At 58.8% G+C, this 24,097-nt stretch carries 28 protein-coding genes and 1 tRNA gene; 11 read left to right on the top strand and 18 right to left on the bottom strand.

What is annotated here, in order from left to right; all coding sequences use genetic code 11:
* On the top strand, positions 1 to 1,113 hold the full coding sequence (locus ACVVH8_RS07220; protein ID WP_475229256.1) for an enoyl-CoA hydratase/isomerase family protein: 1,113 nt from the start codon (positions 1 to 3) through the stop codon (positions 1,111 to 1,113).
* Between the two features lie 66 nt (positions 1,114 to 1,179).
* Here ACVVH8_RS07220 and ACVVH8_RS07215 read toward each other — a convergent pair whose 3' ends face one another.
* Together ACVVH8_RS07215 and ACVVH8_RS07210 are read right to left on the bottom strand one after the other, a co-directional pair.
* A complete protein-coding gene (locus tag ACVVH8_RS07215; RefSeq protein ID WP_475229254.1) occupies positions 1,180 to 1,587 on the bottom strand; it encodes a hypothetical protein in 408 nt (135 codons plus the stop codon).
* Between the two features lie 178 nt (positions 1,588 to 1,765).
* Positions 1,766 to 2,029 (bottom strand): hypothetical protein, encoded by a 264-nt coding sequence (locus tag ACVVH8_RS07210; RefSeq protein ID WP_103305585.1) that lies wholly within the window; start codon positions 2,027 to 2,029, stop codon positions 1,766 to 1,768.
* A gap of 238 nt (positions 2,030 to 2,267) precedes the next feature.
* Between ACVVH8_RS07210 and ACVVH8_RS07205 the strand changes: the two genes are divergently transcribed.
* The 6 genes from ACVVH8_RS07205 (at position 2,268) to ACVVH8_RS07180 (ending at position 6,573) form a co-directional block, all read left to right on the top strand.
* Positions 2,268 to 3,755, top strand: a complete 1,488-nt coding sequence (locus ACVVH8_RS07205) for a sensor domain-containing diguanylate cyclase (RefSeq protein ID WP_475229252.1) — start codon at positions 2,268 to 2,270, stop codon at positions 3,753 to 3,755.
* Positions 3,748 to 3,978, top strand: a complete 231-nt coding sequence (locus ACVVH8_RS07200) for a cysteine-rich CWC family protein (protein ID WP_103305583.1) — start codon at positions 3,748 to 3,750, stop codon at positions 3,976 to 3,978. Before ACVVH8_RS07205 ends, ACVVH8_RS07200 begins: the two co-directional genes overlap by 8 nt.
* A gap of 33 nt (positions 3,979 to 4,011) precedes the next feature.
* Positions 4,012 to 4,704 carry a pseudouridine synthase gene (locus ACVVH8_RS07195; RefSeq protein ID WP_315447823.1) on the top strand — a complete coding sequence of 231 codons (693 nt, stop codon included), beginning with the start codon at positions 4,012 to 4,014 and terminating at the stop codon, positions 4,702 to 4,704.
* A 316-nt stretch (positions 4,705 to 5,020) separates the two neighbouring features.
* Positions 5,021 to 5,905, top strand: coding sequence for an alpha/beta fold hydrolase (locus tag ACVVH8_RS07190; protein ID WP_213027831.1), 885 nt, complete (start codon positions 5,021 to 5,023; stop codon positions 5,903 to 5,905).
* A gap of 158 nt (positions 5,906 to 6,063) precedes the next feature.
* Positions 6,064 to 6,137, top strand: a tRNA-Gly gene (locus tag ACVVH8_RS07185).
* 253 nt (positions 6,138 to 6,390) lie between these two features.
* A complete protein-coding gene (locus ACVVH8_RS07180; protein WP_475229249.1) occupies positions 6,391 to 6,573 on the top strand; it encodes a hypothetical protein in 183 nt (60 codons plus the stop codon).
* 19 nt (positions 6,574 to 6,592) lie between these two features.
* Here the strand turns inward: ACVVH8_RS07180 and ACVVH8_RS07175 are convergent, their stop codons facing one another.
* Complete coding sequence (locus ACVVH8_RS07175; protein ID WP_213027829.1) at positions 6,593 to 7,111, bottom strand: BRCT domain-containing protein; 519 nt, start codon at positions 7,109 to 7,111, stop codon at positions 6,593 to 6,595.
* 360 nt (positions 7,112 to 7,471) lie between these two features.
* Between ACVVH8_RS07175 and ACVVH8_RS07170 the strand changes: the two genes are divergently transcribed.
* Together ACVVH8_RS07170 and ACVVH8_RS07165 are read left to right on the top strand one after the other, a co-directional pair.
* The gene (locus tag ACVVH8_RS07170) at positions 7,472 to 7,651 is read left to right on the top strand and encodes a type II toxin-antitoxin system HicA family toxin (protein WP_475229247.1); all 180 of its coding nucleotides are present in this window, start codon (positions 7,472 to 7,474) and stop codon (positions 7,649 to 7,651) included.
* Between the two features lie 36 nt (positions 7,652 to 7,687).
* A complete protein-coding gene (locus ACVVH8_RS07165) occupies positions 7,688 to 8,095 on the top strand; it encodes a type II toxin-antitoxin system HicB family antitoxin (RefSeq protein ID WP_103305577.1) in 408 nt (135 codons plus the stop codon).
* A 70-nt stretch (positions 8,096 to 8,165) separates the two neighbouring features.
* On the opposite strand, the gene ACVVH8_RS07160 is transcribed toward ACVVH8_RS07165, so the two are convergent.
* The gene (locus ACVVH8_RS07160) at positions 8,166 to 8,528 is read right to left on the bottom strand and encodes a DUF6124 family protein (RefSeq protein WP_475229243.1); all 363 of its coding nucleotides are present in this window, start codon (positions 8,526 to 8,528) and stop codon (positions 8,166 to 8,168) included.
* 571 nt (positions 8,529 to 9,099) lie between these two features.
* On the opposite strand from ACVVH8_RS07160, the gene ACVVH8_RS07155 reads away from it, so the two are divergent.
* Both ACVVH8_RS07155 and ACVVH8_RS07150 read left to right on the top strand, forming a co-directional pair.
* A complete protein-coding gene (locus ACVVH8_RS07155; RefSeq protein WP_475229240.1) occupies positions 9,100 to 9,828 on the top strand; it encodes a class I SAM-dependent methyltransferase in 729 nt (242 codons plus the stop codon).
* A 142-nt stretch (positions 9,829 to 9,970) separates the two neighbouring features.
* The gene (locus tag ACVVH8_RS07150) at positions 9,971 to 11,215 is read left to right on the top strand and encodes a VWA domain-containing protein (RefSeq protein WP_475229238.1); all 1,245 of its coding nucleotides are present in this window, start codon (positions 9,971 to 9,973) and stop codon (positions 11,213 to 11,215) included.
* Between the two features lie 49 nt (positions 11,216 to 11,264).
* Here ACVVH8_RS07150 and ACVVH8_RS07145 read toward each other — a convergent pair whose 3' ends face one another.
* The 14 genes from ACVVH8_RS07145 to ACVVH8_RS07080 all read right to left on the bottom strand — a co-directional run bounded on the left by ACVVH8_RS07145 (position 11,265) and on the right by ACVVH8_RS07080 (position 24,028).
* A complete protein-coding gene (locus ACVVH8_RS07145) occupies positions 11,265 to 12,443 on the bottom strand; it encodes a DUF4236 domain-containing protein (protein ID WP_213027825.1) in 1,179 nt (392 codons plus the stop codon).
* A 52-nt stretch (positions 12,444 to 12,495) separates the two neighbouring features.
* Complete coding sequence (locus ACVVH8_RS07140; protein ID WP_475229235.1) at positions 12,496 to 13,455, bottom strand: lysozyme inhibitor LprI family protein; 960 nt, start codon at positions 13,453 to 13,455, stop codon at positions 12,496 to 12,498.
* Positions 13,456 to 13,629: 174 nt separating this feature from the next.
* Positions 13,630 to 14,208 carry a TerD family protein gene (locus tag ACVVH8_RS07135; protein ID WP_213027823.1) on the bottom strand — a complete coding sequence of 193 codons (579 nt, stop codon included), beginning with the start codon at positions 14,206 to 14,208 and terminating at the stop codon, positions 13,630 to 13,632.
* A gap of 27 nt (positions 14,209 to 14,235) precedes the next feature.
* Positions 14,236 to 14,811: a TerD family protein gene (locus ACVVH8_RS07130; RefSeq protein WP_475229233.1), complete on the bottom strand. Its 576-nt coding sequence runs from the start codon at positions 14,809 to 14,811 to the stop codon at positions 14,236 to 14,238.
* A gap of 32 nt (positions 14,812 to 14,843) precedes the next feature.
* Positions 14,844 to 15,845, bottom strand: a complete 1,002-nt coding sequence (locus tag ACVVH8_RS07125) for a TerC/Alx family metal homeostasis membrane protein (protein WP_103305637.1) — start codon at positions 15,843 to 15,845, stop codon at positions 14,844 to 14,846.
* Between the two features lie 44 nt (positions 15,846 to 15,889).
* Complete coding sequence (locus ACVVH8_RS07120) at positions 15,890 to 16,339, bottom strand: tellurite resistance TerB family protein (protein ID WP_103305569.1); 450 nt, start codon at positions 16,337 to 16,339, stop codon at positions 15,890 to 15,892.
* A gap of 46 nt (positions 16,340 to 16,385) precedes the next feature.
* Positions 16,386 to 17,567, bottom strand: coding sequence for a TerD family protein (locus tag ACVVH8_RS07115; protein ID WP_475229231.1), 1,182 nt, complete (start codon positions 17,565 to 17,567; stop codon positions 16,386 to 16,388).
* Positions 17,567 to 18,151: a TerD family protein gene (locus ACVVH8_RS07110; protein WP_103305567.1), complete on the bottom strand. Its 585-nt coding sequence runs from the start codon at positions 18,149 to 18,151 to the stop codon at positions 17,567 to 17,569. The genes ACVVH8_RS07115 and ACVVH8_RS07110 overlap by 1 nt, the downstream gene beginning before the upstream one ends.
* A gap of 2 nt (positions 18,152 to 18,153) precedes the next feature.
* On the bottom strand, positions 18,154 to 18,909 hold the full coding sequence (locus ACVVH8_RS07105; protein WP_475229228.1) for an HAD family hydrolase: 756 nt from the start codon (positions 18,907 to 18,909) through the stop codon (positions 18,154 to 18,156).
* Positions 18,906 to 19,856, bottom strand: coding sequence for an HpcH/HpaI aldolase/citrate lyase family protein (locus ACVVH8_RS07100; RefSeq protein ID WP_103305565.1), 951 nt, complete (start codon positions 19,854 to 19,856; stop codon positions 18,906 to 18,908). Before ACVVH8_RS07100 ends, ACVVH8_RS07105 begins: the two co-directional genes overlap by 4 nt.
* Positions 19,856 to 20,950: a cysteine protease StiP family protein gene (locus ACVVH8_RS07095; protein ID WP_103305564.1), complete on the bottom strand. Its 1,095-nt coding sequence runs from the start codon at positions 20,948 to 20,950 to the stop codon at positions 19,856 to 19,858. Before ACVVH8_RS07095 ends, ACVVH8_RS07100 begins: the two co-directional genes overlap by 1 nt.
* Entirely contained in the window at positions 20,943 to 21,701 is a 759-nt protein-coding gene (locus ACVVH8_RS07090) for a trehalose phosphatase (protein ID WP_315447844.1), read from the bottom strand. Before ACVVH8_RS07090 ends, ACVVH8_RS07095 begins: the two co-directional genes overlap by 8 nt.
* Positions 21,691 to 22,818 carry a phosphoribosyltransferase domain-containing protein gene (locus ACVVH8_RS07085; protein ID WP_315447846.1) on the bottom strand — a complete coding sequence of 376 codons (1,128 nt, stop codon included), beginning with the start codon at positions 22,816 to 22,818 and terminating at the stop codon, positions 21,691 to 21,693. Before ACVVH8_RS07085 ends, ACVVH8_RS07090 begins: the two co-directional genes overlap by 11 nt.
* 70 nt (positions 22,819 to 22,888) lie before the next feature.
* Positions 22,889 to 24,028, bottom strand: coding sequence for a trypsin-like peptidase domain-containing protein (locus tag ACVVH8_RS07080; protein WP_103305561.1), 1,140 nt, complete (start codon positions 24,026 to 24,028; stop codon positions 22,889 to 22,891).
* Positions 24,029 to 24,097: the final 69 nt, after the last annotated feature.

The raw sequence follows: 24,097 nt of genomic DNA, 5'->3' as shown, positions 1-24,097 counted from the left end.
ATGAATCTGCACTTCGAAGAACTCTCCGGCACCGACGGCGCACGCCTCGGTATCGCCAGCCTGGACGCTGAAAAATCGCTGAACGCGCTGTCTCTGCCGATGATCAACGCCCTCAGCGACAAGTTGAATGCCTGGGCCAAGGATCCACAAATTGTCTGCGTATTGCTGCGCGGCAATGGCGCCAAAGCCTTTTGCGCTGGCGGTGAAGTGCGCAGCCTGGTCGAAGCCTGTCGCGCCCATCCCGGCGAAGTACCGCCGCTGGCCGCGCAATTTTTCGCTGCGGAATACCGCTTGGACTACAGTCTGCACACCTACCCGAAACCGTTGATCTGCTGGGGCCACGGCTACGTGCTGGGCGGCGGCATGGGTTTGTTGCAAGGTGCGAGCACGCGGATTGTCACGCCGAGCAGCCGTTTGGCAATGCCGGAAATCACCATCGGTCTGTATCCGGATGTTGGCGCCAGTTGGTTTCTGGCGCGGCTGCCGGGCAAGCTCGGCTTGTTCCTCGGCCTGACCGGCGCACACATGAACGGCCGCGATGCGCTTGATCTGGATCTGGCCGACCGTTTCCTGCTCGACGAGCAGCAGCCAGAACTGATCGAAGGCCTGTTGCAACTCAACTGGCAGGAACAGACCGCCATGCAGCTCAACAGTCTGTTCAAGGCCTTGCAGCAGGAAGCGCTGGCGCAGATGCCCGAGCCGCAGTGGCTGCCACGGCGTCGGCAGATCGACGAACTGCTCGACGTCAGCGACGTGAGTTGTGCCTGGAAAGCCATCAGCCTGCAACGTGACAGCAGCGACGCGCTGATCGCTCGAGCGGCAAAAACCCTGAGCGAAGGTTCACCCCTGACCGCGCATCTGGTGTGGGAACAGATCACCCGTGCGCGGCATATGTCGCTGGCTGAAGTTTTCCAGATGGAATACACCCTGAGCCTTAATTGCTGCCGGCACCCGGAGTTCAGCGAAGGGGTTCGCGCGCGGCTGATCGACAAGGATCAAAAGCCGCACTGGCATTGGCCGGACGTCAGCAGTGTGCCGGATGCGGTGGTCGAGGCGCATTTTCACAAGGTCTGGGAGGGGCGGCATCCGTTGGCTGATCTGAGCCAATACTGACCCTCCAATAAAAAGCAGGCACAAAAAAAGCGGCGCTCAATGCGCCGCTTTTTTGTTTGCGGTGGATTACCAGCGGTTGCCACGTCCGTTGTGGTCGCCGCGACCACTGTGACGGTCGTAGTTGCCGCGACCGCGGTGATCGTTGTCCCAGCCGCCGCGACGGTGGCCGTCCCAGCCGCCACGATCATTGCCGTGCCAACGACGGCTTTCGTAGTAGCGCGGAGCCGGCTGGTAGTAGCGTGGCGCCTGTTGGTAATAACGCGGTTGCTGGTAGTAGCGCGGGGCTGGCTGATAGTAACGCGGGGCCGAATAGTACGTGCTGCCACCGCTGTAATAAGTGCCGCCACCGTTGTAGTACGCCGGCGCGGGTGAGGTGTAGACCTCTGACCTGTAATAGCTGTCTCCGTATGAATAAGGGACGCATCCGCCAATGGAAAAAAACATCACGGCAAGCAGAAGAATTCGGCGATACATGGCGGCCTCCTGGACCGCGGGTAGCCACACCAGCGACGCTGGCAGGCGTCAGTCGTTTATTCGGTGACTGACGAAGTATCTGACAGCGTTTTCAGAATCTGGTGCGTTTCTGAAACAAGTTGAAACAAGTGATTCATGAAACCTTGTTCATCCGCCAACTCCGTCATTCAGGAGGTGATTAGTGGTGCCCACCGTGGTATCCGCCGCCGTGATAACCGCGTCCGTAACCGCCGTAATGGCCGCGACCACCATAGTAATAACGCGCGCCACCGTAATAGCGCGGGCCGTAATAACCGCCGTAGTAATAAGGCGAGTAATAGCCGGGAGAGTAATACGTGGCGGGATATGCATCGTAGGGACCGGCGTAGTAGTAACAACCGGACAAGCCCAGACCGAGCACGGCTCCAAGCAGTGCTCGACGCAACAGTTTCGAAATTCGCATGACGGCCTCCTGAAAGACCCACAGCCGCAACAGGACAGAGCAGCCGATACAGCTTTTGACTGACGCGGATCGATCAAGTGCCCGGTTCAGTCCGGCTTCAGATCAGTGGTGCTGGAACCCTGAAAACCACAGGTTGATGTCCAATACAGAAGCGACCATTCGCGCCGCGCATGGAGCAGTTATTTCCGCGCAGTGCCACTAGAATGCTTGCCATCGGGCCACTGCCAACGGAACTGCCATGCCGCTTCGTTCTCCGCTGTACTCGCAACGCTCACTGGTACTGACGCTGATTGCCCTGCTTGGCGCCGGCTTTCTCGCCACGTCGCTGCTCAGTTACTACGCTTCGCGCACGTCGATTCGAGACAACATCGTCAACACCGAACTGCCGCTGACATCCGACACGGTCTATTCGGAAATCCAGAAAGATCTGATCAGACCGATCCTGATTTCCTCGATGATGTCCCGCGACACCTTCATGCGCGACTGGGTGGTGAACGGCGAACAGAATCCCGAGCAGATGACCCGCTACCTCGACGAAGTCATGAGCCATTACGGCGCCTACACTGCGTTCTTCGTTTCCAACAGCACCCTCACCTACTACCACGCCAAAGGCGTGCTCAAGCAGGTCAAGGTCGATGAACCCCGCGATGCCTGGTACTTCCGTGTGCGCGACATGAAAGATCCGTACGAGATCAACGTCGACCCGGATCTGGCCAACAAGGACAACCTGACGTTCTTCATCAACTACAAGGTCTACGACTACCACAACCGCTTTATCGGCGCGGCCGGCGTGGGTCTGACCGTAGATGCGGTGATCAAGCTGATCGACAAGTACCAACAGCGTTATCAACGCAGCGTGTACTTCGTCGACACCTTCGGCCGACTGGTGCTGACCGGTGCCGAGGGCGGGCCAGAAGGTGCGCATAGCGGGCAAAGCCTTGGCGAACTCGACAGCATGAGAAGTCTGGTCAGTCAGTTGCCGAAACCGCACAGCGGCAGCTACGAATACTCCGCTCACGGCCAGGGGCATTTTCTCAACGTGCGGTTTATTCCGGAGTTGAACTGGTACCTGTTCGTCGATAAACGCGAGGACGGCGCGCTGAGCGAGATCCGTCAGTCGCTGTATCTGAATCTGTTGATTTGCCTGTTGGTGACGTTGATTGTGCTGGCCTTGCTCAACCGGGTGATCAAACGATTTCAGTCGAAGATCCAGGCCCAGGCCACCCTCGACAGTCTCACCGAGCTGCCGAACCGCCGTGGTTTCGATCTGCTCGCCGTGCAAGCCCTGCACGAAGCGCAACGGGAAACGAAGCCATTGACCGCGCTGTTGCTGGATCTCGATCACTTCAAGGCGTTGAACGACACCTATGGGCACATGGCCGGTGATCAGGTGCTGATCGGTTTTGCCCGCGACCTGCAAAGTTGCCTGCGCCATGCCGACATTGTCTGCCGCTGGGGCGGTGAGGAATTCATTGTTTTGCTGAAGGATACCGACGGCGACACCGGTCAGAAAATTGCCGAGAAAATCCGCCAGCATGTCGAGCAGCACGAATATGCCTACAACGGCCACAGCCTGAATCTGACCGTGAGCATCGGCGCCACCACCCTGCAACGCGAAGACACCTTGCACAGCCTGCTGTCGCGGGCCGATCATGCGATGTACCGGGCCAAACAAACCGGCCGCAACCGCACCTGCGCGGAAATGCCTCACTCGACTTATGCCTGACGTCATCGAAAGACCCGAACTCTGCCCGGCCTGCGGCGCCCGCAACGATTGCAGCCTGGCCGATCCGCGCACCGCCGACCGCGCATGCTGGTGCTACGGCGTCAGCATCGACGCGGCCGTGCTCGAAGCCTTGCCGCCGGAACTGCGGAACAAATCCTGCCTGTGCCCGCGCTGCGCGCAGGTCGAGGCGCAACTGCAAGCGGCCAAGCCGTCGATCCCGTAAGATGCGCGCCCCGCCATCCACTGAAACCTGAACATGCGCGTCGACCGCTTCCTCAGCAACTTGCCCCGCTACAACCGTCAGCAGGTTCGCCTGTTGCTGGTGGAAAAGCGCGTGCGCGTTGACGGAAAAGTCGTCACGGATCCGCACAGCGAAGTGCTGGAATTCAGCCGCGTCGAAGTCGACGACGAGGTGCTGCAACTGGGCAAACCGGCGCGCTACTTCATGCTGCACAAGCCGCCGGGATGCGTCAGCGCCACCCGCGATCCGCAACATCCGACCGTGCTCGACCTGCTCGATGAACCGGACAAGGACGACTTGCACATTGCCGGACGTCTGGATTTCAACACCACCGGTTTAATGCTGATCACCAACGACGGCACCTGGTCGCGGCGCCTGACCCAGCCACAAACCAAACTGCCAAAGGTTTATTACGTCGAAACCGAGCAGGACATTGGCGCGGAGTATGCGATGACGTTTGCCGAGGGCATCTACTTCGCTTTCGAAGACCTGACCACGCAGCCTGCACATCTGGAACTGCTCGGCCCGAGGTCGGCGCGCCTGAGTATCGTCGAGGGTCGCTACCATCAGGTGAAGCGCATGTTTGGCCACTTCAACAACAAAGTGCTGCGCCTGCACCGCGAATCCATGGGCCCTCTGCCGCTCGATAACGCGCTAAAACCGGGCGAGTACCGCGCTTTGCGCACCGAAGAGATTCATTTGTTCTAAGCCGGCGACCGCTCAGCAGAAGTTGTCGAACAATTTACCAAAGGCACTTGCGCGATCCTCCTACCCCTGCTTGAATCAGGACGTCGGCCAAATTGTGACCGATTAGTCACACCATACATCCAAGAAACTTTTTGCCGGTCGTCAGCCCTCTGGGTTGCGCCTCAGCCGGCAGAATGCCCGCCAATAACAATACCCGTCGACCGCTGTCATGGATCGACATGGGCCAAGCAAATTCCAGGCGTATGCCTACCTGTCACAAAGCTCGTGCAATCTCTTTTTGCGCGCATACCCGCTTGCTTGCCAGGAGTCTTATGACATGAGGCCAGAAATCGCTGTGCTGGATATACAGGGTCAGTATCGGGTTTACACGGAGTTCTATCGCGCAGACGCCGCAGAAAAGACCATCATCCTGGTCAACGGCTCGATGGCCACGACTGCGTCGTTTGCACAAACCGTGAAGAACCTGCACCCGCAATTCAACGTGGTCTGCTACGACCAGCCCTACGCGGGCCGGTCAAAAGCCCACAACCGTCACGAGAAACATCTGACGAAAGAAGTCGAAGGGCAGATCCTGCTGGAGCTGATCGACCACTTCGCCGCCGAACACGTGTTGTCGTTCTCCTGGGGCGGCGCCGCGACGCTCGTGGCCCTCGCGCACCAGCCACGGCGCATCGAGAAAGCCGTGATCAGCTCGTTCTCGCCAGTGATCAACGCGCACATGCTCGATTACCTGGAACGCGGCGTCGACTACCTTGGCCAGCGCGACGGCGATCGGGTCGGTGAACTGGTCAACAGCACCATCGGCAAACACTTGCCGTCGCTGTTCAAACGCTTCAACTATCGCCACGTCAGCAGCCTGGCCGAGCACGAATACGGGCAGATGCACTTCCACATCAGTGACGTGCTGCACAGCGATCGCCAGTGCTATTTGAACGCGGCGAAGAAAATCAACGTACCGGTGCTGTTTCTCAACGGCGAATGGGACGAATACACCGCCGCCGAGGATGCGCGCCTGTTCGGCAACCACGTGGCGCAGAGCACCTTCACCACGCTGCAGGCTACCGGGCATTTCCTCGACATGGAGCACAAAGCGGCGTGCCGCGATAGCCAGAACGCCCTGCTCGGCTTCTTGAAACCGGCACCGCAGGCGAGCCGCACGCGATACTCGTTTGTTCAGGATCAACATGCATTGGCTATTTGAAAGAGCGTCGTCGCGAGCGAGGCTGCCGGGCTGAGATTTTGCTTTTCTCACCACAGTGCTCGCCCGCGATTGACCGTTTTCAGTGATTTAAAGCGTTCATGAGTAAAAGAAAAACTTCAAATCCGTGGCCGAGTCTGGTACAAAGTCAGCCGCTCTGAGCGGGTATAGTTTAATGGTAGAACAGTAGCTTCCCAAGCTTCCGACGAGGGTTCGATTCCCTCTACCCGCTCCACTCGAATATTGGTCTCACGTTGTGTTTTTTGACGGGGGATGCAGGGATAGAAAAAACCGGCCTATAGGGCCGGTTTTTTTGTGGCTGGGATTTGAGGTTGGCCGTTTGGGCAGCGCGGAATGATTCGGAAACACATCATTGATTGCAGATACCCCCTCCCCTCTTACGCTTTGATCTCTCTAACGAGAATCCTTGAGAAGCATGCGACGCACGAAGTGATGCCCATGCTCGGGATCAATGACGGAGCAATTCCATGACAATCGGATTCAAACAGGAGTACGCAAGCCCATTCGCAGACTTCATCCGTAATGCGAAATCGCACGAAAAAAAACGTGTTTACCGTGAAGTTCTGACCGAAGCTACCAAGAAGCAGAATGAGGTGATGCTGGCCGCACATACCAAGCATTCGGCGGTTGGCGCAGGTTTAAATGCGTAAGCTGATCGAAATGATGACTTCAGGGGATTTCTCCCGTTGTGATCAGATTCAAGAATTGCTCTGAGTTGATGATGAAAGCTCCAGCCTCAAGTGCCTTGGAAACTTTGGTTGGCCCCGCATTTTCACCATAACAAAGAAACGTCAGCGTCTTGCCTGCCGTACTCATGACCCTCAACCCATATTCCACTGCTTTTTGCTCAAGCTCAGCCCGTTGTGCAGCTGCGAACCCAGTGAAAAGAATTTGATTGATCCTACCCGGTGACATTTTCGGATGAGGCGTTTGCGAAGCGGCTTCTGAAGCAACGAGCGCCGGTGGCTTTCGATTGTGCTGAAGCCTCGGAGAAGGAGGAGCGGCCTCATTTAAGAGCAGCTCAGCCCCAAGCAATACTTCGATGATGCGATCCTTGCGATAGGTTTTAGGAAAGGTATCGCTGGCCGATCGTCCTTGAATGTAAACCGAACTCTCTGACCAATGAATCAACTCCCGCTGACTTAAATCGCCCTTTGCATCTCTATAGCTGAATTTTAGAGTCGACATCCGTTTCACTCCCTTCTGACGATCACATGGCCAAATTCCATGCATTACTACGCTGGCTTTATCGAGAGGTGATCCCTTTCAACAGGCTCGTTGAGTGTCCATGACCTTCATTAGAGTTCAACGTTAGCAGCCCGAGCAGTGACGTCAGAAAAAGATGTGTTCCATTATTTTGCAGCGGAAGATCGCCCCATGAACATAAGCAAAACCCGGTAACAAACCCACCTCGCCATCGCTTCGGTCTTACCTAGACTGCGCTAAGTCAGCCACCCAACAGCGAACGACAACCGCCCGGTGGTTATAGTGTTGATCATAAAAATTCAATAGGTATAGTACCCACCAAGCACACCACAAGGAGGTGTTGTGAATAGCCGTTTTTTAATCGGCCAACTCGTCGCAGACGGTTGGTATCTGGTACGGATCAAAGGAAGTCACCATCACTTCAAGCATCCGACCAAACCTGGACTGGTCGCCGTGCCACATCCGAAAAAGGATCTGCTGAAGAAAACGTCCATCAGTATTTTGCAGCAGCCGCTGCTTTGACTCTCTGAGTCAGTTGCGCCATGGAGGACAACGAATATGCTCTACCCGATTGCGATTTCAATTGGCGATGACCAACACGCCTGGGGTGTAGAAGTCCCGGACATTCCTGGATGCTTTTCCGCCGGAGAGGATCTGGACGATGCCGTCGCCATGGCTCGCGAAGCCATCGAAGGTCATTTCGAGATTCTCGCGGACGACGGCGCTCCCATTCCAGCGGCCAGCAAGCTGAGCCTGCACGTGGCCAACCCGAAATACACCGGCTGTGCATGGGCCGTGGTGGATATCGATGTGCTCAAGTATTTGGGCAAAGCCCAAAAACTCAACATCACCCTGCCGGGGCACTTGCTCAACCGCATTGATGAATATGTGTTGCATCACCCGGAAGAGAAAAGCCGTTCCGGGTTTCTGGCCTCTGCAGCGTTAAAGGTGTTGCAGCAGGGTTAAATCCGGGCGCTTGGGAACCGGCCTCGTGGGCCGGTTTTTTTATATCTGCCAGATATCGACTTTGATGCGACTACTCACCCGGCACAACCTTATCCAGCGCCTGATTCACCGCCAACTCCCCCAACATGACGACCTGTGCAATGCCGAGCGCTGTCTTGCGGTGCGAGGTGTCGAGCAGCGCGGCGAAGTTGTTGAGCATGGTGGTGGCCGAGCCGAGTGTTTCGCTGGCGTTGGCGAGCAAGGATTCGGTGTCGTAGGCAGGGTTGGCGAGGTACATCGGTTCGGGTTCGCGGGTGGAACCCATGATCTGCGCGGTTGGGCTGAGGTAGTGGTCGAGGGCGCGCTCGGCGGCTTCGTGGAATTTCTTTGAATCAGGTGATTCGTAGGGGGAGGCCGGATCGGTTTCCGGCGGATTGGGCGTTACTTTGAACATTGGATTGAGACCTTTTAGTAAGGCCGCAACCGATCTCGCTACTAAACGGATGGGTGGCAGCTGTGCGCAAGTTAGTAGACCGGACCCCAATCCAAATCCGGCGCACCCGAGGGCGCCATGCGCACAGCCACCATCAGGTGCAAGCATTCGCCTGACTGAGTGGTACTCATGCAGCTATTTAGATTGAGGATGCCGGGCTACTAAACCCGATCACTGGAAATCAGTGACGCGAACCAAGTTACCGACCGCCCCTAAAGCGCACAAGCCGGCGGATTCTGGCGTAGCGGTAGGCAACGGCGCAAGGATTTGTAGGCTTCAGGACGTAACACTGCACGCCTTTAAACGCCTCACCCGGAAGATGTTTACGCAGCGATAACACATAGCGATTTTCCCGACATTACAGATCCACAACACTCCACCGGTTTTCACCTCCCACCCAACCGACTAGCATCTCCCCATCAGCCACCACCCTCCCCCTGCGCGGCCATCGACGAATACGCGCCATCACTTTCGAGGGATTCCAATCGCGGCCACTTTGCCGCTGATGATCGAACTCAAAAGAGCCTTCACCATGACTCAAAACATCTACGACGATCCCGAATTCTTCCAGGGCTACAGCCAGATGAACCGCTCCATCGGCGGCCTCGATGCCGCGCCGGAATGGCCGGCGCTCAAGGCGTTGCTGCCCTCCATGCACGGTTTGCACGTGGTGGATCTGGGTTGCGGTTACGGCTGGTTCAGCCGCTGGGCCAGTGAACACGGCGCGGCCAGCGTGCTGGGGCTGGATGTCTCGGAGAAAATGCTGGAGCGCGCACGCGAGACAACTTCGGCGGCGAACATCCGCTATGAACGCGCCGACCTCGAACAACTCGACTTGCCCGCTTGCAGTTTCGACCTGGCCTACAGCTCTCTGGCGCTCCACTACATCAAGGATCTGCCGGGGTTGTTTGCTCACCTCTACGCGGCGCTGAAACCGGGTTCGCACTTTGTGTTTTCCATCGAACACCCGATCTTCATGGCGCCGAGCAATCCCGGCTGGCTGATCGACAACGAGGGGCACAAGCGCTGGCCACTGGACAGTTATCAGATGGAGGGCGAGCGGGTGACGAACTGGCTGGCCGACGGTGTGATCAAGCAACATCGTACGGTCGGGACGTTGCTCAATTCGCTGATCGCTGCTGGTTTCACCCTTCGTCATCTCAACGAATGGGGCCCGAGCGATGCCGAAGTGGCGGCACAACCGGCGCTGGCGGAAGAGCGCGAAAGGCCAATGATGATGTTGGTGGCGGTGCAGCGCTGAGGCCAAATCTTTCGACCGGCCAGCCCGGGTTTTAGGGTGATAATGCGCGGGCGATCCAATCGCCCGCTTTTCCATCGGGCAGCAGAATATCCGGCGCACTCAAACTTGCGTCGAGGCAGTACCCACCACTCAAGGAAGCAAGATGCAGATCACCCAGGGACAACGACTACCTCTTTCAAACATTCTTCAGGGGCAATCGCTCACACTCGCGGTACAGATCCAGTCCAGCGATGTGATCGATTTCGTCTGCTTCGGCGTCGACGCGCAGGGCAAACTTTCCGACGATCGCTACATGGTCTTTTTCAACCAGCCGACCACGCCGTGCGCCAGCGTAAAGATCGAAGATCAGGGGCGTTTTCAGATCAATCTTGCGCAATTGCCAGCGTCGATTGACCGCTTGGTGTTCACGGCCTCCATCGACGGTACCGGGGCGATGAGCGCAATCGGTGCCAGCCACTTCACGGTGTCCAATCCTGCCGGCCAGGCCGTCGCCCACTGCGCTTTTTCCGGCGCAACGTTCAGCGCCGAAAAAGCCATTATGGTGGCCGAGTTGTATCGCAAAAACGGCGAGTGGCGCCTGCTCTCGAACCTGCAAGGGTACGCACAAGGCCTGGATGCGTTGGTGAACCACTTTGGTGGCGAAGTGGCCGAAAGCCCTGCACCCGCACCAGCCCCGGTGAAAATATCCCTCGAGAAAAAAATCGCCGACGCCGCACCGCATCTGGTCAGTCTGGCGAAGAAAGCGCAGATCAGCCTGGAGAAAGCCAACCTCACCCAGACCAAGGCCCGGGTGGTGCTGGTGCTCGACGCTTCCGGCTCGATGAACCATCAGTACGCAAAGGGGCGGGTGCAGGAAGTCGTCGACCGGTTACTGCCGCTGGCGGTGTCGTTCGATGAGGACGGCGAACTCGATTGCTGGGCGTTCGGCGCCAAGCCTTTGCGCCTCTCGCCAGTGACCCTGAGCAATCACAAAGCCTTCATCGATACCGACAATGGCGGCTGGAGAAAATGGGAGCTGGGCAGCCGCATCAACGATGAGCCCAAAGTCATCCAGAAGGTCATCGAGCAGTTTCAGCAAAGCAATGACGGTACACCGATGTATGTGCTGTTCATCAGCGACGGCGGCGTGTCCCAAAGCACCAAGATTACCCGTCTGATGGTCGAGGCGGCCAACCTGCCGATCTTCTGGCAATTCGTCGGACTCGGTGGCCATGGCTACGGCATTCTGGAGAAACTCGACACCCTGCCGGGGCGCGTGGTGGACAACTGCGGTTTCTTTGCTCTGGACGATCTGCACGACATCTCTGAGGAGCAGCTCTACGACATGTTGATGGCGGAATTCCCGATCTGGCTCAAAGAGGCCAGGGCCAAGGGCATCATTCGCTGACGATTTGCCGACAACCCGCGCACGGGGTCGTCCTGCGCGGACCGGGGACTCAATCCAGTGCCGACATCGGCAGCGGTGTGATGGCAGCGAATCGCGCCGAACGGTCAAGCTTGACCCGCGCGCCAAAATTGTCGAGTGCCGCGACCGGATCGATTTCACTCAGTCGGTCGAAGTTCAGCGAATTCCATTGGCTGCGTGAAATCACCACCGAGATCACATAGTGATCCTCGACTGTCCCGCTGGCCGCATCATCACGCTGGATATAACCCGACACCAGCACGTTGCCGATTCCGGGCAACAACGCAAAAACCTCACCCGTCACCCGAAACAACGAACCGTAACAAATCGCAACGAAGTCGCGGCGCGCCTGGGCATCGGTGCGTTTCTTGAAGGTCAGGCGACCATTGCCAGTGGCTTGGGCAATACGCCGTGGCATATCGCTTTCGTCCGGTAGATCAATATCCAGCGCGATGCCGCACACATCCTGAGAAAACTCGTAGGCCACCCGGGTATCCTTGGGCCACGCAATGCCGCTCAGCACATAGTTGAGCGCCTTCTCCATTTGCGCACTAAAGCCTTTGGCCGATAAGCGGAAAGCCTTTTCGATCTCTGTCCGCTCGAACTCATGGGCATCGCGAGTGGCCTGCCATTCGGCGAGTTCCTGAGCGTAAGCTGCCAACTGCGATTCGGCCTGCCGAACGACTTTCGCTGCACGCAGGAGCATTCGATCGACAAGGCCTGGGGTCAACTGCACAGGCATTGCCGGGGCCTCTATGGAAAAAGGCGCGGGAATCGCCGGCAGCGATCCTGGGCGCGGTGTCGGCAAATGCACCCCAAGGCAATCCTCAAGATCACGATTGATCGTCTGCGCGGCCTTCTCCAGCAACTGCTGAATGTCCTGCTCCTTCTCGGCCTTCACCCGTTTGACGATGGCTGCCGACAACGGTTGATCATCGATATCGGTGATCAGCAGAGTGCCCTCGTCGGTGATCTTGATCTTCACCGGGCCGGTGTACTCCGTTGCCGCAGTGCGCTGCCGAGCAGGACGATCAATGCGCTCACGATAGGACAGCCCCGTACCGGGCAGCCCCGCATTGAGGTAAGTGCCATTGCGGCCAATGGTCATGCTCAGGCCCCGAGGACCGATTGAAGTGCTCACCCCGGAACCGCTGATATTCAGGCGCACGCCCGGCACCAACGTAATCCGTTTGCTGAACCGAAATCCCATGATTGCTCCTTGCGTCCTGTCTGGCTGAGGTCAGCACCGCGACCGTGAAGGCTTACGTTCTGCCAGCGATGTAGTCGTCAATCGAAGAGAACTGCCGATGCCGGCACATCCACCCCGAGAGGAATACAAAAACCGTCGTCACCGCCACAGCCCAACCGCGCTTGCGCCGGGCCTCGCGCTTGTTGCTGGCGTTGCTGGCGAACAACATCAGCATCATCAGGCAGTAAAACGTCAGCAAGGCGATTTTTGCGAACAGTGCGAGCAAGAAATACAACGACACGCCGTTGCTGCGGTACGTCTGCACAATCACCTGCAAGGCCATGAGCGACGCCAGCACCCCGGCGGCAATCGCCGAATAGCGGGCAGGAATTTCCAGCCAGGCACTGCAGATAAAGTAGGTGCCAATACCGAGGATTGGCGTGAGACTGGTCCACAGTGCGTCGGTGTAGTCCTGGTAAATCGTCATCGATCCCCGATGATGCAACCAGACACAGATCAGCAGCAAAACCGCCATGACAAACAGCGCGATTTTCAGGTTCAGAACCGCTTGATGATCGTCCGCCGCATTGCGCACGGGACTTGCCGGCCTGGCCGTTGCCGATACCTGTACGGGGCCGGGATTAACTGCAGGATCGAGGGTCGCCGCCGGCACGCCCGGTTTAGTGACGGAGCCGACCACGGGCCTGACAGGTTGTGCCAACTGCTGCGTCAGCTCGCTGAGCCTTTGTGACATCGAGGACGACAGGCACTGCCCGGTTTTGCAGTTGTCGCGCAAACGCAGCCACTCACGCTGCTGCTGGCGGACGTCACTGGGGTTAGAGGCGCTCTCCAGCACACGAACGTACTTGGCGTTCAATTGCTCATCCAGCAGGCCGAGGGCCCCCTCTGCGCAGATTGCGTTTTCGGCAAAAGTGGTGGCCTTGGAACAATCAAAACTCGCTGCCGATACCGGGGCAGCGCACAGCGCCAGCAGCAAGCCAAAGAAGCTTGAGCCGAGAAACAAGCGTGACATGGTCGAAATCCCTTTTGTGTACGCAAACCCTGCGGTAGATGCCCAACGACGTTGCCAGAACGCCAACCATCCACTCGCCGAAACATTCCCTTTTTTGCTTTCAAGTACCACTGCCGTACGAACGACGGACAAGAAAAAGCCCCCTCGCGAGGGGGCCTTCTCAACCCTTGCGGGTTAGCCGATGCTCACACCGTGGGCTTCAGCCAGAGGCTTCAGGCCGCCAGCAAAACCCTGGCCGATCGCCTTGAACTTGAACTCTTCACCGTTACGGTACAGCTCACCGAAAATCATCGCGGTTTCGGTGGAAGCGTCTTCGCTCAGGTCGTAGCGAGCCAGCTCTTTACCGTCAGCCTTGTTGATCACTCGGATGTAGGCGTTGGACACCTGACCGAAGCTTTGCTTGCGGGCTTCGGCGTCGTGGATGGTCACCGAGAACACCAGTTTCTTCACAGCAGCCGCCAGGCCGTTGAGCTTGACGGTGGCTTGCTCGTCGTCGCCTTCACCAGCGCCCGAACGGTTGTCGCCCAGGTGCTCGACGGAGCCGTCGGTGGATTTTTTGTTGTTGTAGAAAATGAAACCGTTGTCGTCGAGGACTTTGCCGTTTTCACCCACGATGAAAATCGAAGCATCCAGGTCGAACTCGGTGCCGTCAGTGACACGCGGATCCCAACCCAGGCCCACGATCACTTCGGACAGGCCCGGAGCTTCTTTGGACAGCGAAACGTTGCCACCTTTGGACAGACTTACAGCCATGTTCACATTCCTTTTGTTGGGGGTTGGTTAAAAATTCATGCCGTAGGAGTTGGCCAGGGCGCGCAGACCACCGGCATAACCCTGACCAACGGCGCGGAATTTCCACTCGCCGTTGTGGCGATACAGTTCAGCGAACACCATCGCCGTTTCGGTCGAGGCGTCTTCAGCCAGGTCGTAGCGGACCACTTCGGCACTGGTCACGTCATTGACCACGCGGATGAACGAACCACCCACCTGACCAAAGCTCTGCTTGCGCGATTCGGCGTCATGGATGGTGACAACGAAAACCACCTTTTCCACGTCGGCCGGAACACGGCTCAGGTCGACCTTGATCACTTCGTCGTCGCCGTCGCCAGCACCGGTGCGGTTGTCACCGGTGTGCTCAACCGAACCGTCCAGGCTTTTCAGTTGGTTGTAGAAAATGAAGTCGGCTTCGCTGCGGACCTTGCCGTTCGCACCCAGCAGAAGAGCGCTCGCGTCCAGGTCAAACTCTGCGCCGTCAGTGGCGCGCGGGTCCCAGCCCAGGCCAACCAGAATCTTGCTCAGGCTCGGGTCGGTTTTGGTCAGCGACAGGTTTCCACCTTTGGTAAGAGACAGTGCCATGGGGTATTACTCCTTGTGGTGAAGACGATTACTCATTGGTTTTCGATCGGTGCTTCTTCTTCCTTTCCGGGGAAGATCAGACTGGCGACGACACCGATCGCCAATACAACCATTACGATCAGCAAACTGGTGTTCGCATCGATGGTGTAGCCGTGGTGGAACATGTGATCGGTTGCGTTCAAGCCCAGCTTGACGGCAATGAAGAACAGCAGCGCGATCACCGATTTTTCCAGGTGCACCAGATAGCGTTTCAGGGCTTCCAGGACGAAGTACATGGTCCGCAGGCCGAGAATGGCGAAGAGCATGGCCGAGTAAACGATCAGCGGCTCGCGGCTCACGGCGATGACTGCCGGTACGGAGTCGAAGGCAAACAGGATGTCGGAAACTTCTGCGACCACCAGGCAAAGGAACAGTGGCGTGGCGAAAATGGTGCCCTTCGCCGCCAGCGTCATGCCCTGGTTCTCGGGTTTCTTCAGTTCCACTTCGAGTTGCTTGCGCGACACGAAGAAGTTATGGCCGTGCAGCTTTGGCCATACCGGGAAGAGTTTTTGCGCAAAGCGGTAAGCCATGTGCTTGGAATAGTCTTCCTCTTCTTCGTCATCACCGCCGCTGCGCAGCATCATGATGGCTGTCCAGGCGACGATCACGGCGAACACGATCTCGACCCACGGGCCGAACGCCAGCAGACCGGTACCGATGGCAACGAAGATCCCACGGAACACGATGGCGCCGATGATGCCCCAGTACAGCACGCGGTGACGCATGCCATCAGGCACTTTGAACCAGGCAAAAATCGCCATGAATACAAAGAGGTTGTCGACGCTGAGGACTTTTTCCAGCGCATAACCGGTGACGAACAGGCTCGCGACATCCGGCCCGTGCTGGACATACAGAAAGCCTGCAAACGCCAGCGAGATCGCAATCCAGAAAATCGACCAGATCGAGGCTTTGGCCAGCGAAATGGGTTTGTCCCCACGGTGGGTGACCATGTCGAGCAGCAGCGCGCCCAGCGCGATACCGACGAACACCGCCATGGTCAGCGGGGGAAATCCAATGTGACTGTCCAAGGTACCGCTCCTTAAAGTTCGAAATCAGCCGGGTTCAATCCCAGCTCGAGGCAAATCAGACGGCATGCCGCTTTTTCTTTGTCGTCGAAATTGCCATCCGACGCACCGATGGCACACGCGACACGCACCAGCAGGCGGCCGGCACCGGCATCGCCCTTGATCTTGCCGATAGCCTTGAGCGCTTCCGCCTGACCGATCTGAAAGTCGAACTCGAACTTTTCGCAGTGACCGTTGAAGGATTTGATGACGTCGGCCATGTTGAAAACCTTCAATTCCGACGAGTTATTGATAAACCCGGCCATTTTGGTTTTCTCGGCGGAAGAAATCTCACCGTCTGCAGCGGCGACGATTGCGCACGCGGCAGTCGTGGCCTCCATGAATTTCTGGTTTTTGAACTTGCTCACCTCAGTGGTCAGTTTGTCCCGCGCCAATGCAGCGTTTTCTTTAAGCCATGCAAGCATTTTGAGGTCCTCTCAAAGGGCGGGGCACCAAGCCCCGCCAAGGTAACTATTTAGAGCCGGCGCGCCAGTTCATGCCCCAGCCGTAGGCTTCGTCCATCGCCGAATGCCCGCGGTGGAAATCCACTCGCCGGGAAACCTTGACGGCACCGTTGACGTTTTCGAGCATTGCAATGGCGCACATGCCATGGCGACCGCCCTCTTCGTTGAGGCGAACCTCGATGTCCGGCTGATTCGGGATGTAAATGGTCACGACGCCATCGGTCTCGCGCCAGTTCGGCGCGCCTTCGTAGATGAAGGCGAAAATCAGGATGCGGCGCACTTCTGCCCACTTGCCGCCATTGATGTGCATCCATTCGCCACCGGCCACGGAGCCGGTACGGTCGTCGCCCATCAACTGGATGTAAGGCGCATGCTTCAATTCGCCGAAGCAGTTGCCAAGGGCTTGCACCACACCCTTTTCACCGTCCTGCAACTCGTACAGGCAACCGACGTCCAGGTCGACCGAGGTGCTGCTGCGGAAGAAGCCGCCGGAGCTGCGCTTGTTCCAGTTCAGGTTGACCTTGATCTCACCGAAGCCGGCCGCCGTCTTCTCCAGGCTGATGGAGCTGCGGGTCTTGTCGAGGGTGACCTTGCTCAGGCTGATCGACGATTTCGCTGCCGCAGGAGCCGCTGGCGGCACGGGGGCTGGGGCTGGGGCTGGAGCCGGTGTCGGCGCTGCTGCCGGAGCAGCCACATCCACACCGAAGTGCCTGGCCAACGGCTCAAGTCCACCGTTGAAGCCCTGTCCGACACAGCGGAATTTCCACTCGCCCTGACGACGATAAAACTCGCCGAGGATCAGCGCGGTTTCCTTCATGCCACTGGTCGGGATCTGCGCTTCGACGCCCCCGGACACCACCACCGACAACTGCGAGACCCGCTCGAAACTGGCCTTGTTTTCGTAGATCGTGGCGGTTAGTGCGACCTTTTCCACGGCCGCTTCAAGTCGGCTCAGATCGACCGTGAACACCGCACGACCCGCCGAGGCGTCGGACAGGGTGACTGCCCCGCCCAATACGCTCGGTTGCCCGTAAAAGCACATGTCGCCATCGCCGCGAACCTTTGCCGTGGTTCCCAGAACAAAGGCCGAGACATCAATGTCAGCGCCAGGAATCGGCGAGTAATTGATGTCGACGCGAAGCGGGCCGCTGGCAACTGGCGCGTTGCCGCCCGGAGCAAGGGTCGCCATTAACGCAGCGCCTGAACGGCCAGGTTGACCAGATCGTCGGCGGTGCGGCCATTGGTGGTCTGACCGATCGCGGTGAATTTCCAGCCATCGCTGTCGCGGGACAGGCTGGCCATGACGATGCCGGTGTGAGCGCCACGCTCGGACAGATTGAAGCGGGCCAGTTCGTTCTTGTTACTGGCGTTGACGATGCGGCAGTAGGCATTTTCGACTTTTTCGAAGTTTTGCCCGGTGAAGCTGTTCACGGTGAACACCAGGTGCTGGACGACGGCCGGCAGACGTTGCAGGTCAACGTGGATGGTTTCGTCGTCACCCGCACCTTCGCCGGTGCGGTTGTCGCCGGAATGCTGGATCGAGCCGTCCTGCGACTTGAGCTGGCGGAACCAGACCAGGTCGACCGGCTGCAGGCTGCCGTCGAGCAGGATGCACGAAGCGTCCAGGTCGATATCACCGCCATTGCCCATCAGCTTGCCGAGAAAGCCGGCCTTCACCGGGTCCCAACCCAGGCCGAGGCTGACGCTGGACAGCGCCGTACCAGCGGTTTTTTCCAGGGAAATGGACTGCTTTTTTTCTAGGGTAAGTACCATCGTTACGCTCCTTGTTGGTCATCGGTGTTCATGGGCCGCTCGGATGTGCGCGCCTCATGCAGGTCGGCCTGCGCATCGCGCACGCCCGGATTTCTTCCATTGCTTACCCGCAGGCGTCCACGTCGCCATGACGGGTGAAAGTGCCGCCAGTGCGCATCTTCGGCCGCCGCGAGCAATTCGTGATCGCCGCGGGTATCGCCCCAGGCCCTGATCCGGTATTGCAACAAACTGCCGTAAACCGCTTCCAGCCTGATGACTTTGTTCGCGCAGCGACAGTTGTCGCCGGTGATGTGCCCGGTCAATACGCCGTCCACCACTTCCAGTTCCGTACCGATCAAGTTGATGCCCAGGCGCTCGGCGAAAGGCTGCAAGACCAGTGCAGGCGAGGCGGAACACAACGTCACCACGGCACCGGACTTGAGCTCGGCCTCGATCGCCAGCAAACCTGACGGACGCATCAGGCGCGGCCAGGCCTGCGCGCAATAACTCGTGGCCTGCTGTTGCAGCCACTCAAGCTTCACACCGCTCAGAAACGTACGGATCAATTGCGCCTTGAGTTCGTCACGGCTCATCCGCCGGGCGACGAATCGCAGGCTGGGCAGCGCCAGTCGGAGCAGGCGCCGATTGAACTCACGCTTGCCGAACGCAAACTTCAGAAACGGCACGAAACTGTCGTGCCGGGTCAGCGTGCCGTCGAAATCAAACACGGCGAGGACTGGTCGCTGCGGCGCGGCGGGGTTGTCGATCTGCTCTATCATCCTGCGGCCTCTGCCAGGCGAATCGAAACTTCGCCGACACCGTTTTCCGCATGGCGGATACCGTGCCAGCGCGCGCGCTCAAGAATGTTCGTCGCCCACTTGTAGTGGGTGGCGGGCTCGCACATCGCGTCGTTGTGGCGGAATACCGCCGGGGCCACGTCACTGACGATCAGCTTGGCGCTGTTGAAGTCTTCGAGGCTGACGCGCAACGTGTCCTGGATGATTTCGATCTGGCTGGGGTGAATGGCAGTCTTGCCGACCAGGCCATGGGCGATATCGAATTCCAGTTCTTCCTTGAGCAACTGCGGCGACGCCAGTTGTTCGAACACCGGCGCGGTCAGGGCAAAGCCCAGCGAACCCATGACCCCCGCCAGCATCGGAATCACGTAGCCCATCGGCGTGCTATAGAGCGTGGTGGTCGGATTGCGGCGCAGACCGAGGCTGCCCATCAAATCGTTGCCACCGATGCGCAGGGCGATGATTCGCTGGTCGAGGCTGGCCTTGAGGGCATGCCCCAGTTCGACCATCGCGCCGGGGTTGAAGACGTCCGTGGTTTCCAGCGTCGGCATCAGGAACAGCGCAGGGTTGGTCACGGCCTGTTCCCAGGCGCCCAGATTGGCCAGGGTCAGTTTCGGGATGACAAAGCCGTCGACATGCGCCATCAGCGGCCAGTCATTGAGAACAGCGGCCATCTGTGAATCGCGCGGGCGCACGAACAGCAGCGGGCCGCCCTCTGGCCGACCACCGCGTTGCTCGATGACCGTCAACAAACCATGCAGGTTGGCTAGCGCCGTCTCGATATCAATGTCCGCGACCGCGTCTTCCAGGCACACCACCAGCGAACGCAGTTCCGGCAGCTTGGTGCGGAACACCACGTCCAACAGATCGGCGCGAGTTGCGGGCATGTAGAGCGTGGCCCCGAGGGCGTAAGGAGAAAGCATCTTCATCAGCCCAGACTCCGAATGATCGTCACTGCCCGATAAGGGCCCAACTGCGCGCCGACCTCTTCCACCGGTACGCCGGCGGCTTCGGTCAGGTGCATGAGCAATTGCACGTCGCTGTCGTTGCGGTCGCGAATCAGCACATGGTGCGGGACGCGGCGCAACACTGCGCGGGTCGCCTCGGCGATGCCTGGCTTGACCCGATTGAGGTTGCTCACCTCGAAACGTGCTGCCAGTGCTGCAACGACGTGGGTGGCGGCCCCCTGAAGCTCGAGACGCTGTGCGTCGGTCCATGGCACGGCTTTCGGCACGATGCCCAACGTTTTACGGTGAGTTTCGATCTGCTCGATGAACGTCTGTGTCACATCGTGTTCGCGCAAGTGGTCGTAGACCACGCAGCCATGCAGTCCGCCGTTTTCAGGCCAGATCGAACGCGACACCAGGCCGGAGACAGTGGCGCCGAGAATCCCCGACGGAATCACCCAGTCTTCGGACGAAGCGGCCATCCAGGCGCGACCACAGGGGTCAGCCAGCACGACCAGTCGGGGAGATTTCGGGAAGCGTGCGTCTGCGCCAAGACTGCGTTGAATTTCGCCGCTGATCGCGCCCTTGCCGGTCCAGCCATCGACGAAGACGATGTTCTCGGCCCCGTGGGTCTGAATAATGGCTTCCAGGGCGACCGTGTCGATGCCGCGATCACGGACGATGCTGATGCCGTAATGGAAGGCTTCGCGCCCCATGTCGATGAGCGCGCGACGCAACAGCACACCCAGCGGCAGTCCGGCACGCACGAACGAAACCAGCACAATCGAAGCGCCGGTGCAGGCCTCGTTCAAGCCCAGAGCCAAGGCCTGCACATCCGTCGCCATGCGCGCGCCGTTCTGCGCCAGCACCCGATCGTACAGCGCCTTGTGCACATCGCTTGGGGCACTTTCCAGACTGATCATTTCGGAATAGTGCTTCTGCTTCGTCTGAATCAGGCGCTCTTTTTCCTCGACGTCCGTCACGTCCATCTGCACCGCCTGCAGCAGGAAATGCACGTCATCCGGCGCGTAGCTCGCACTGCCCACCGTCACCAGGCTGGAGATCGCATCACTCATGGATCGAAGCCCCTGCCCGCTTGGCCAACTGGCTGCGCGTCGGGGTCGCCCACAGGTGACACTCCTCCATGAACGCCAGGTCGGTGATGCTGTCGCCGAAGCCCAGCACAGGGCGTTCACCGTTGATTTCACGATCACGGCGCAACCATTCCTGAACCGCCGCCTGCTTCGACAGGCCTTGCGGCAGGAACGCCAGATTGTTGCTGTTGCCATGAATGTGCAGGCCATCCAGCAAGCCTTGCGCCCGGACTTCAGCCAGCACCGCGTCGAGAACGTCGTCACTGCTTTCGTTGTGTTTGGTCACCACGTAATGGCGCAAGCCCTGCTCTTCGACCACCCAGCCGCGCAGGGAAATGCCCAGTTGCTTGCCGATGGCCAGCGTCGCCTCACTCAGCTCCGGCAGGCGGCGCTGATAGTTGGCGAGGAGGTCTTCCATGCGCGCCTGCCAGGCCTGATCGAGCGTGCCGTCCGCGCCGAGGATCACACCGCCATGGGAGCAGATGGCACCGTGCTGAAAGGGCAACCGGACCCGGCTGAACGCTTCTACGCTGCGCGCCGTGACCGGGACGACATCGGTCGTCGCCAGCAGCCACTCGACCATCGATTTCTGCACCGGGCTCATGTAACCGTTGGGCTGACCGTCGACATCCAGGGTCGCGGTGTGGCGAGGTGTGCCCTCTTTCATCTTGCGTGCGGTTTGAAACAACGTGTCGTCGAGATCAACCAGCGTCAACGGACGGTTACTTGGCATCGACGATCACCTGCGCATTCAAGGTTTTCAACAGTTCGGCAGAGACTGCCTGCTGTGGGGTTTCCGAACAGATCAGCACCCGGTCGAACTGACCCGGACGCACGTTGTAGAGAAAATTTGGAATGCCCAGACCGTAGTTGTCGGCGAACGACAAGGCATGCTCGATCGCATGGCCCAGCGCAATCGGCGAGCGGCTGGTCGAACTGAAATGGACATCGGCGCCAGCACGTTCCAGACGTTCGGCGAGCAGGAACGGACGCCAGACAAACTCGCTGGTGCCCACCACCAGAATCCGCTCACCCGGTTGTACCTGAAGGCCTGGCGCCAGGGTGTCGGCGACAGCCCGCACGCCGAGGCGGCCCCAGTCATTTTCCGCGCTCACCGGCCAGTCACCGGCAGCAATGGTGCCCACCGCCGGCATGTCGGGCAAAGGCGCATCCGGGTCTTCATGGAATTGATACGAGCCCTGCAGCAGGGAAACCTGATGCGCGCAATCACCCAGCGCATCACGCACCGCGCCGCCGGACCAGTCCGTGAGTACACAGGTCACGACCTGTTCGAGTTTATCCAGACCGGCATCGACCAGCGCCCGATGCAGATTGATGAACGTCTTGCCCGTCGAGGCCTCATCATCAACCAGCACCAATGAACGGGCGCTGAGCATCTGCTCACGCACTTGCGGATCGACCGGCAGGTGAATCAGATGCGCACTGGCGTGACTGTGTTCTTCTTCGAAACGGGCGAACAACTCGGTTCCGGTGGGGTGACGGGTGCTGACCATGTACACGGTATCGGGGCGAGTGGCGCTGTACGCACGGTGAACGCCGGCGCCGAGGCCGACTGCGGTTTCGGCCATGCCGATGACCAGCACAGGGCCTGGCAGGTCCGCCGGAATTTCGGCGGCCAGACTTTCAAAACTGGCGGCCATCACTGATGGCCGGACCGGAATATGCCGTCCGAGTACTTTCGACACGAACAGGAATGCGCGCTTCGGATTACGTCGTTCGGCAAAGCCGAACAGTGATTCGGGGGCAATGACAGCATCATCAACGTTGACGTCCAGACGTCCACGCATCAGTTGTGCGCTCAGCGCTTTCGTTGCTGTACCAGATTCCATTAACAATTCCTGACTTGGCGTGTGATCGAAGATCCAGCGCCTCTTCCGTGGGTTTCAATTCAAAAGTGAATCAGAGATTTGTGGCTTCCACCCGCCACATTGATGCTTGTGCTTCGCGAGCCAACTGCGCCGCTGTGAACGTCTGGCCAGACGCATTTATTTTTCCATCGACCCGACAGGCATCGAGGAACGAAACCAGCAGCGAGGCTTTCACCGCAAAATTCATGTTTTGCGCATCGGGTACCGAAGAGGTCACCAGGCCAATCACGGCACCGGAAAAATCGAATAGCGGACTACCGCTTGAGCCCGGCTGAATGGGCGCCGTGAACTGCAACAGACTGGCATCGTTGCGCAAACCGAACAGCGCCGACACACCACCCTGAGTGACGTGGACGCCGCCACCGGCGAAACCGGCCAGCGGAAAGCCCAACGCGACAATGTCTTCACCCAGATCGCAACCGAATCCGGACTTGAAGGCCACCGGTTTCAACGGCGGGCAGTCGATCACCCGTAAAAGAGCAATATCGTTGCGCCGGTCGACCACCACGGGGTCGACACGATAGCGTCCGTCAAACGAGGCAATGTGAATCTCGCGCATGCCTTCAATGACGTGGGCACAAGTCATGACATGGGTAGGAGAAACGGCGAAAGCAGTGCCGGTGGCGCTGTCCGGGGCTCTGCCGGAGCCTGGCGCGTTCTGGCGTCCATTGGGGTGGGCTTCGTCGATATCGAGGCCGATGCGACGGCCGAGTGCCGCCAGCCCGTAGGCAGAACCTTCGGCCAGTGCGCGAAATTTCCACTGCTGATTGCGGCTGTAAAACTCGCCGATGATGATGGCGGATTCGCCGTTTTCGCGCAGATCCAGGGAGTACTCGATCTGGCCATCCACCTGCAGGCGCAGGTTCTTCAGCTCACTGACCGGGCCAACGGCGGAGAACGTGTAGACCACCAGCAACACACGGTCGCTGCCGGCCGGAATTTCATCCAGGTTCAGCTTGCAACCGACTTTTTGCTGATCGCCGACCCATTCCATCCACGCGCGTGGCGTCTGAAAAAGGGCGGCATCACCTTTCGGGCGGCGTTTTTCGTCAACCGGCAATATGGCAACGGCGGCGTACTCCCCGAAAGCCGAGGAGTTTCCACATTCCAGAGTCCATTCACTCCGGGCGTTTGATACTGCGGTGTTTGCGCCAGGCGCGAGCACCATCATTCCTTGAAAACTCCTTGTCTTGCGTCCTGCATGGGGCCGTATCGAACGACCAAAACGCGCAAATGGTAA

This window comes from Pseudomonas trutticola BRTCR10 (genome assembly GCF_056155105.1).
The sequence above is the reverse complement of the archived record's forward strand: the minus strand, read 5'-3'. Positions and strand labels throughout refer to the sequence as shown.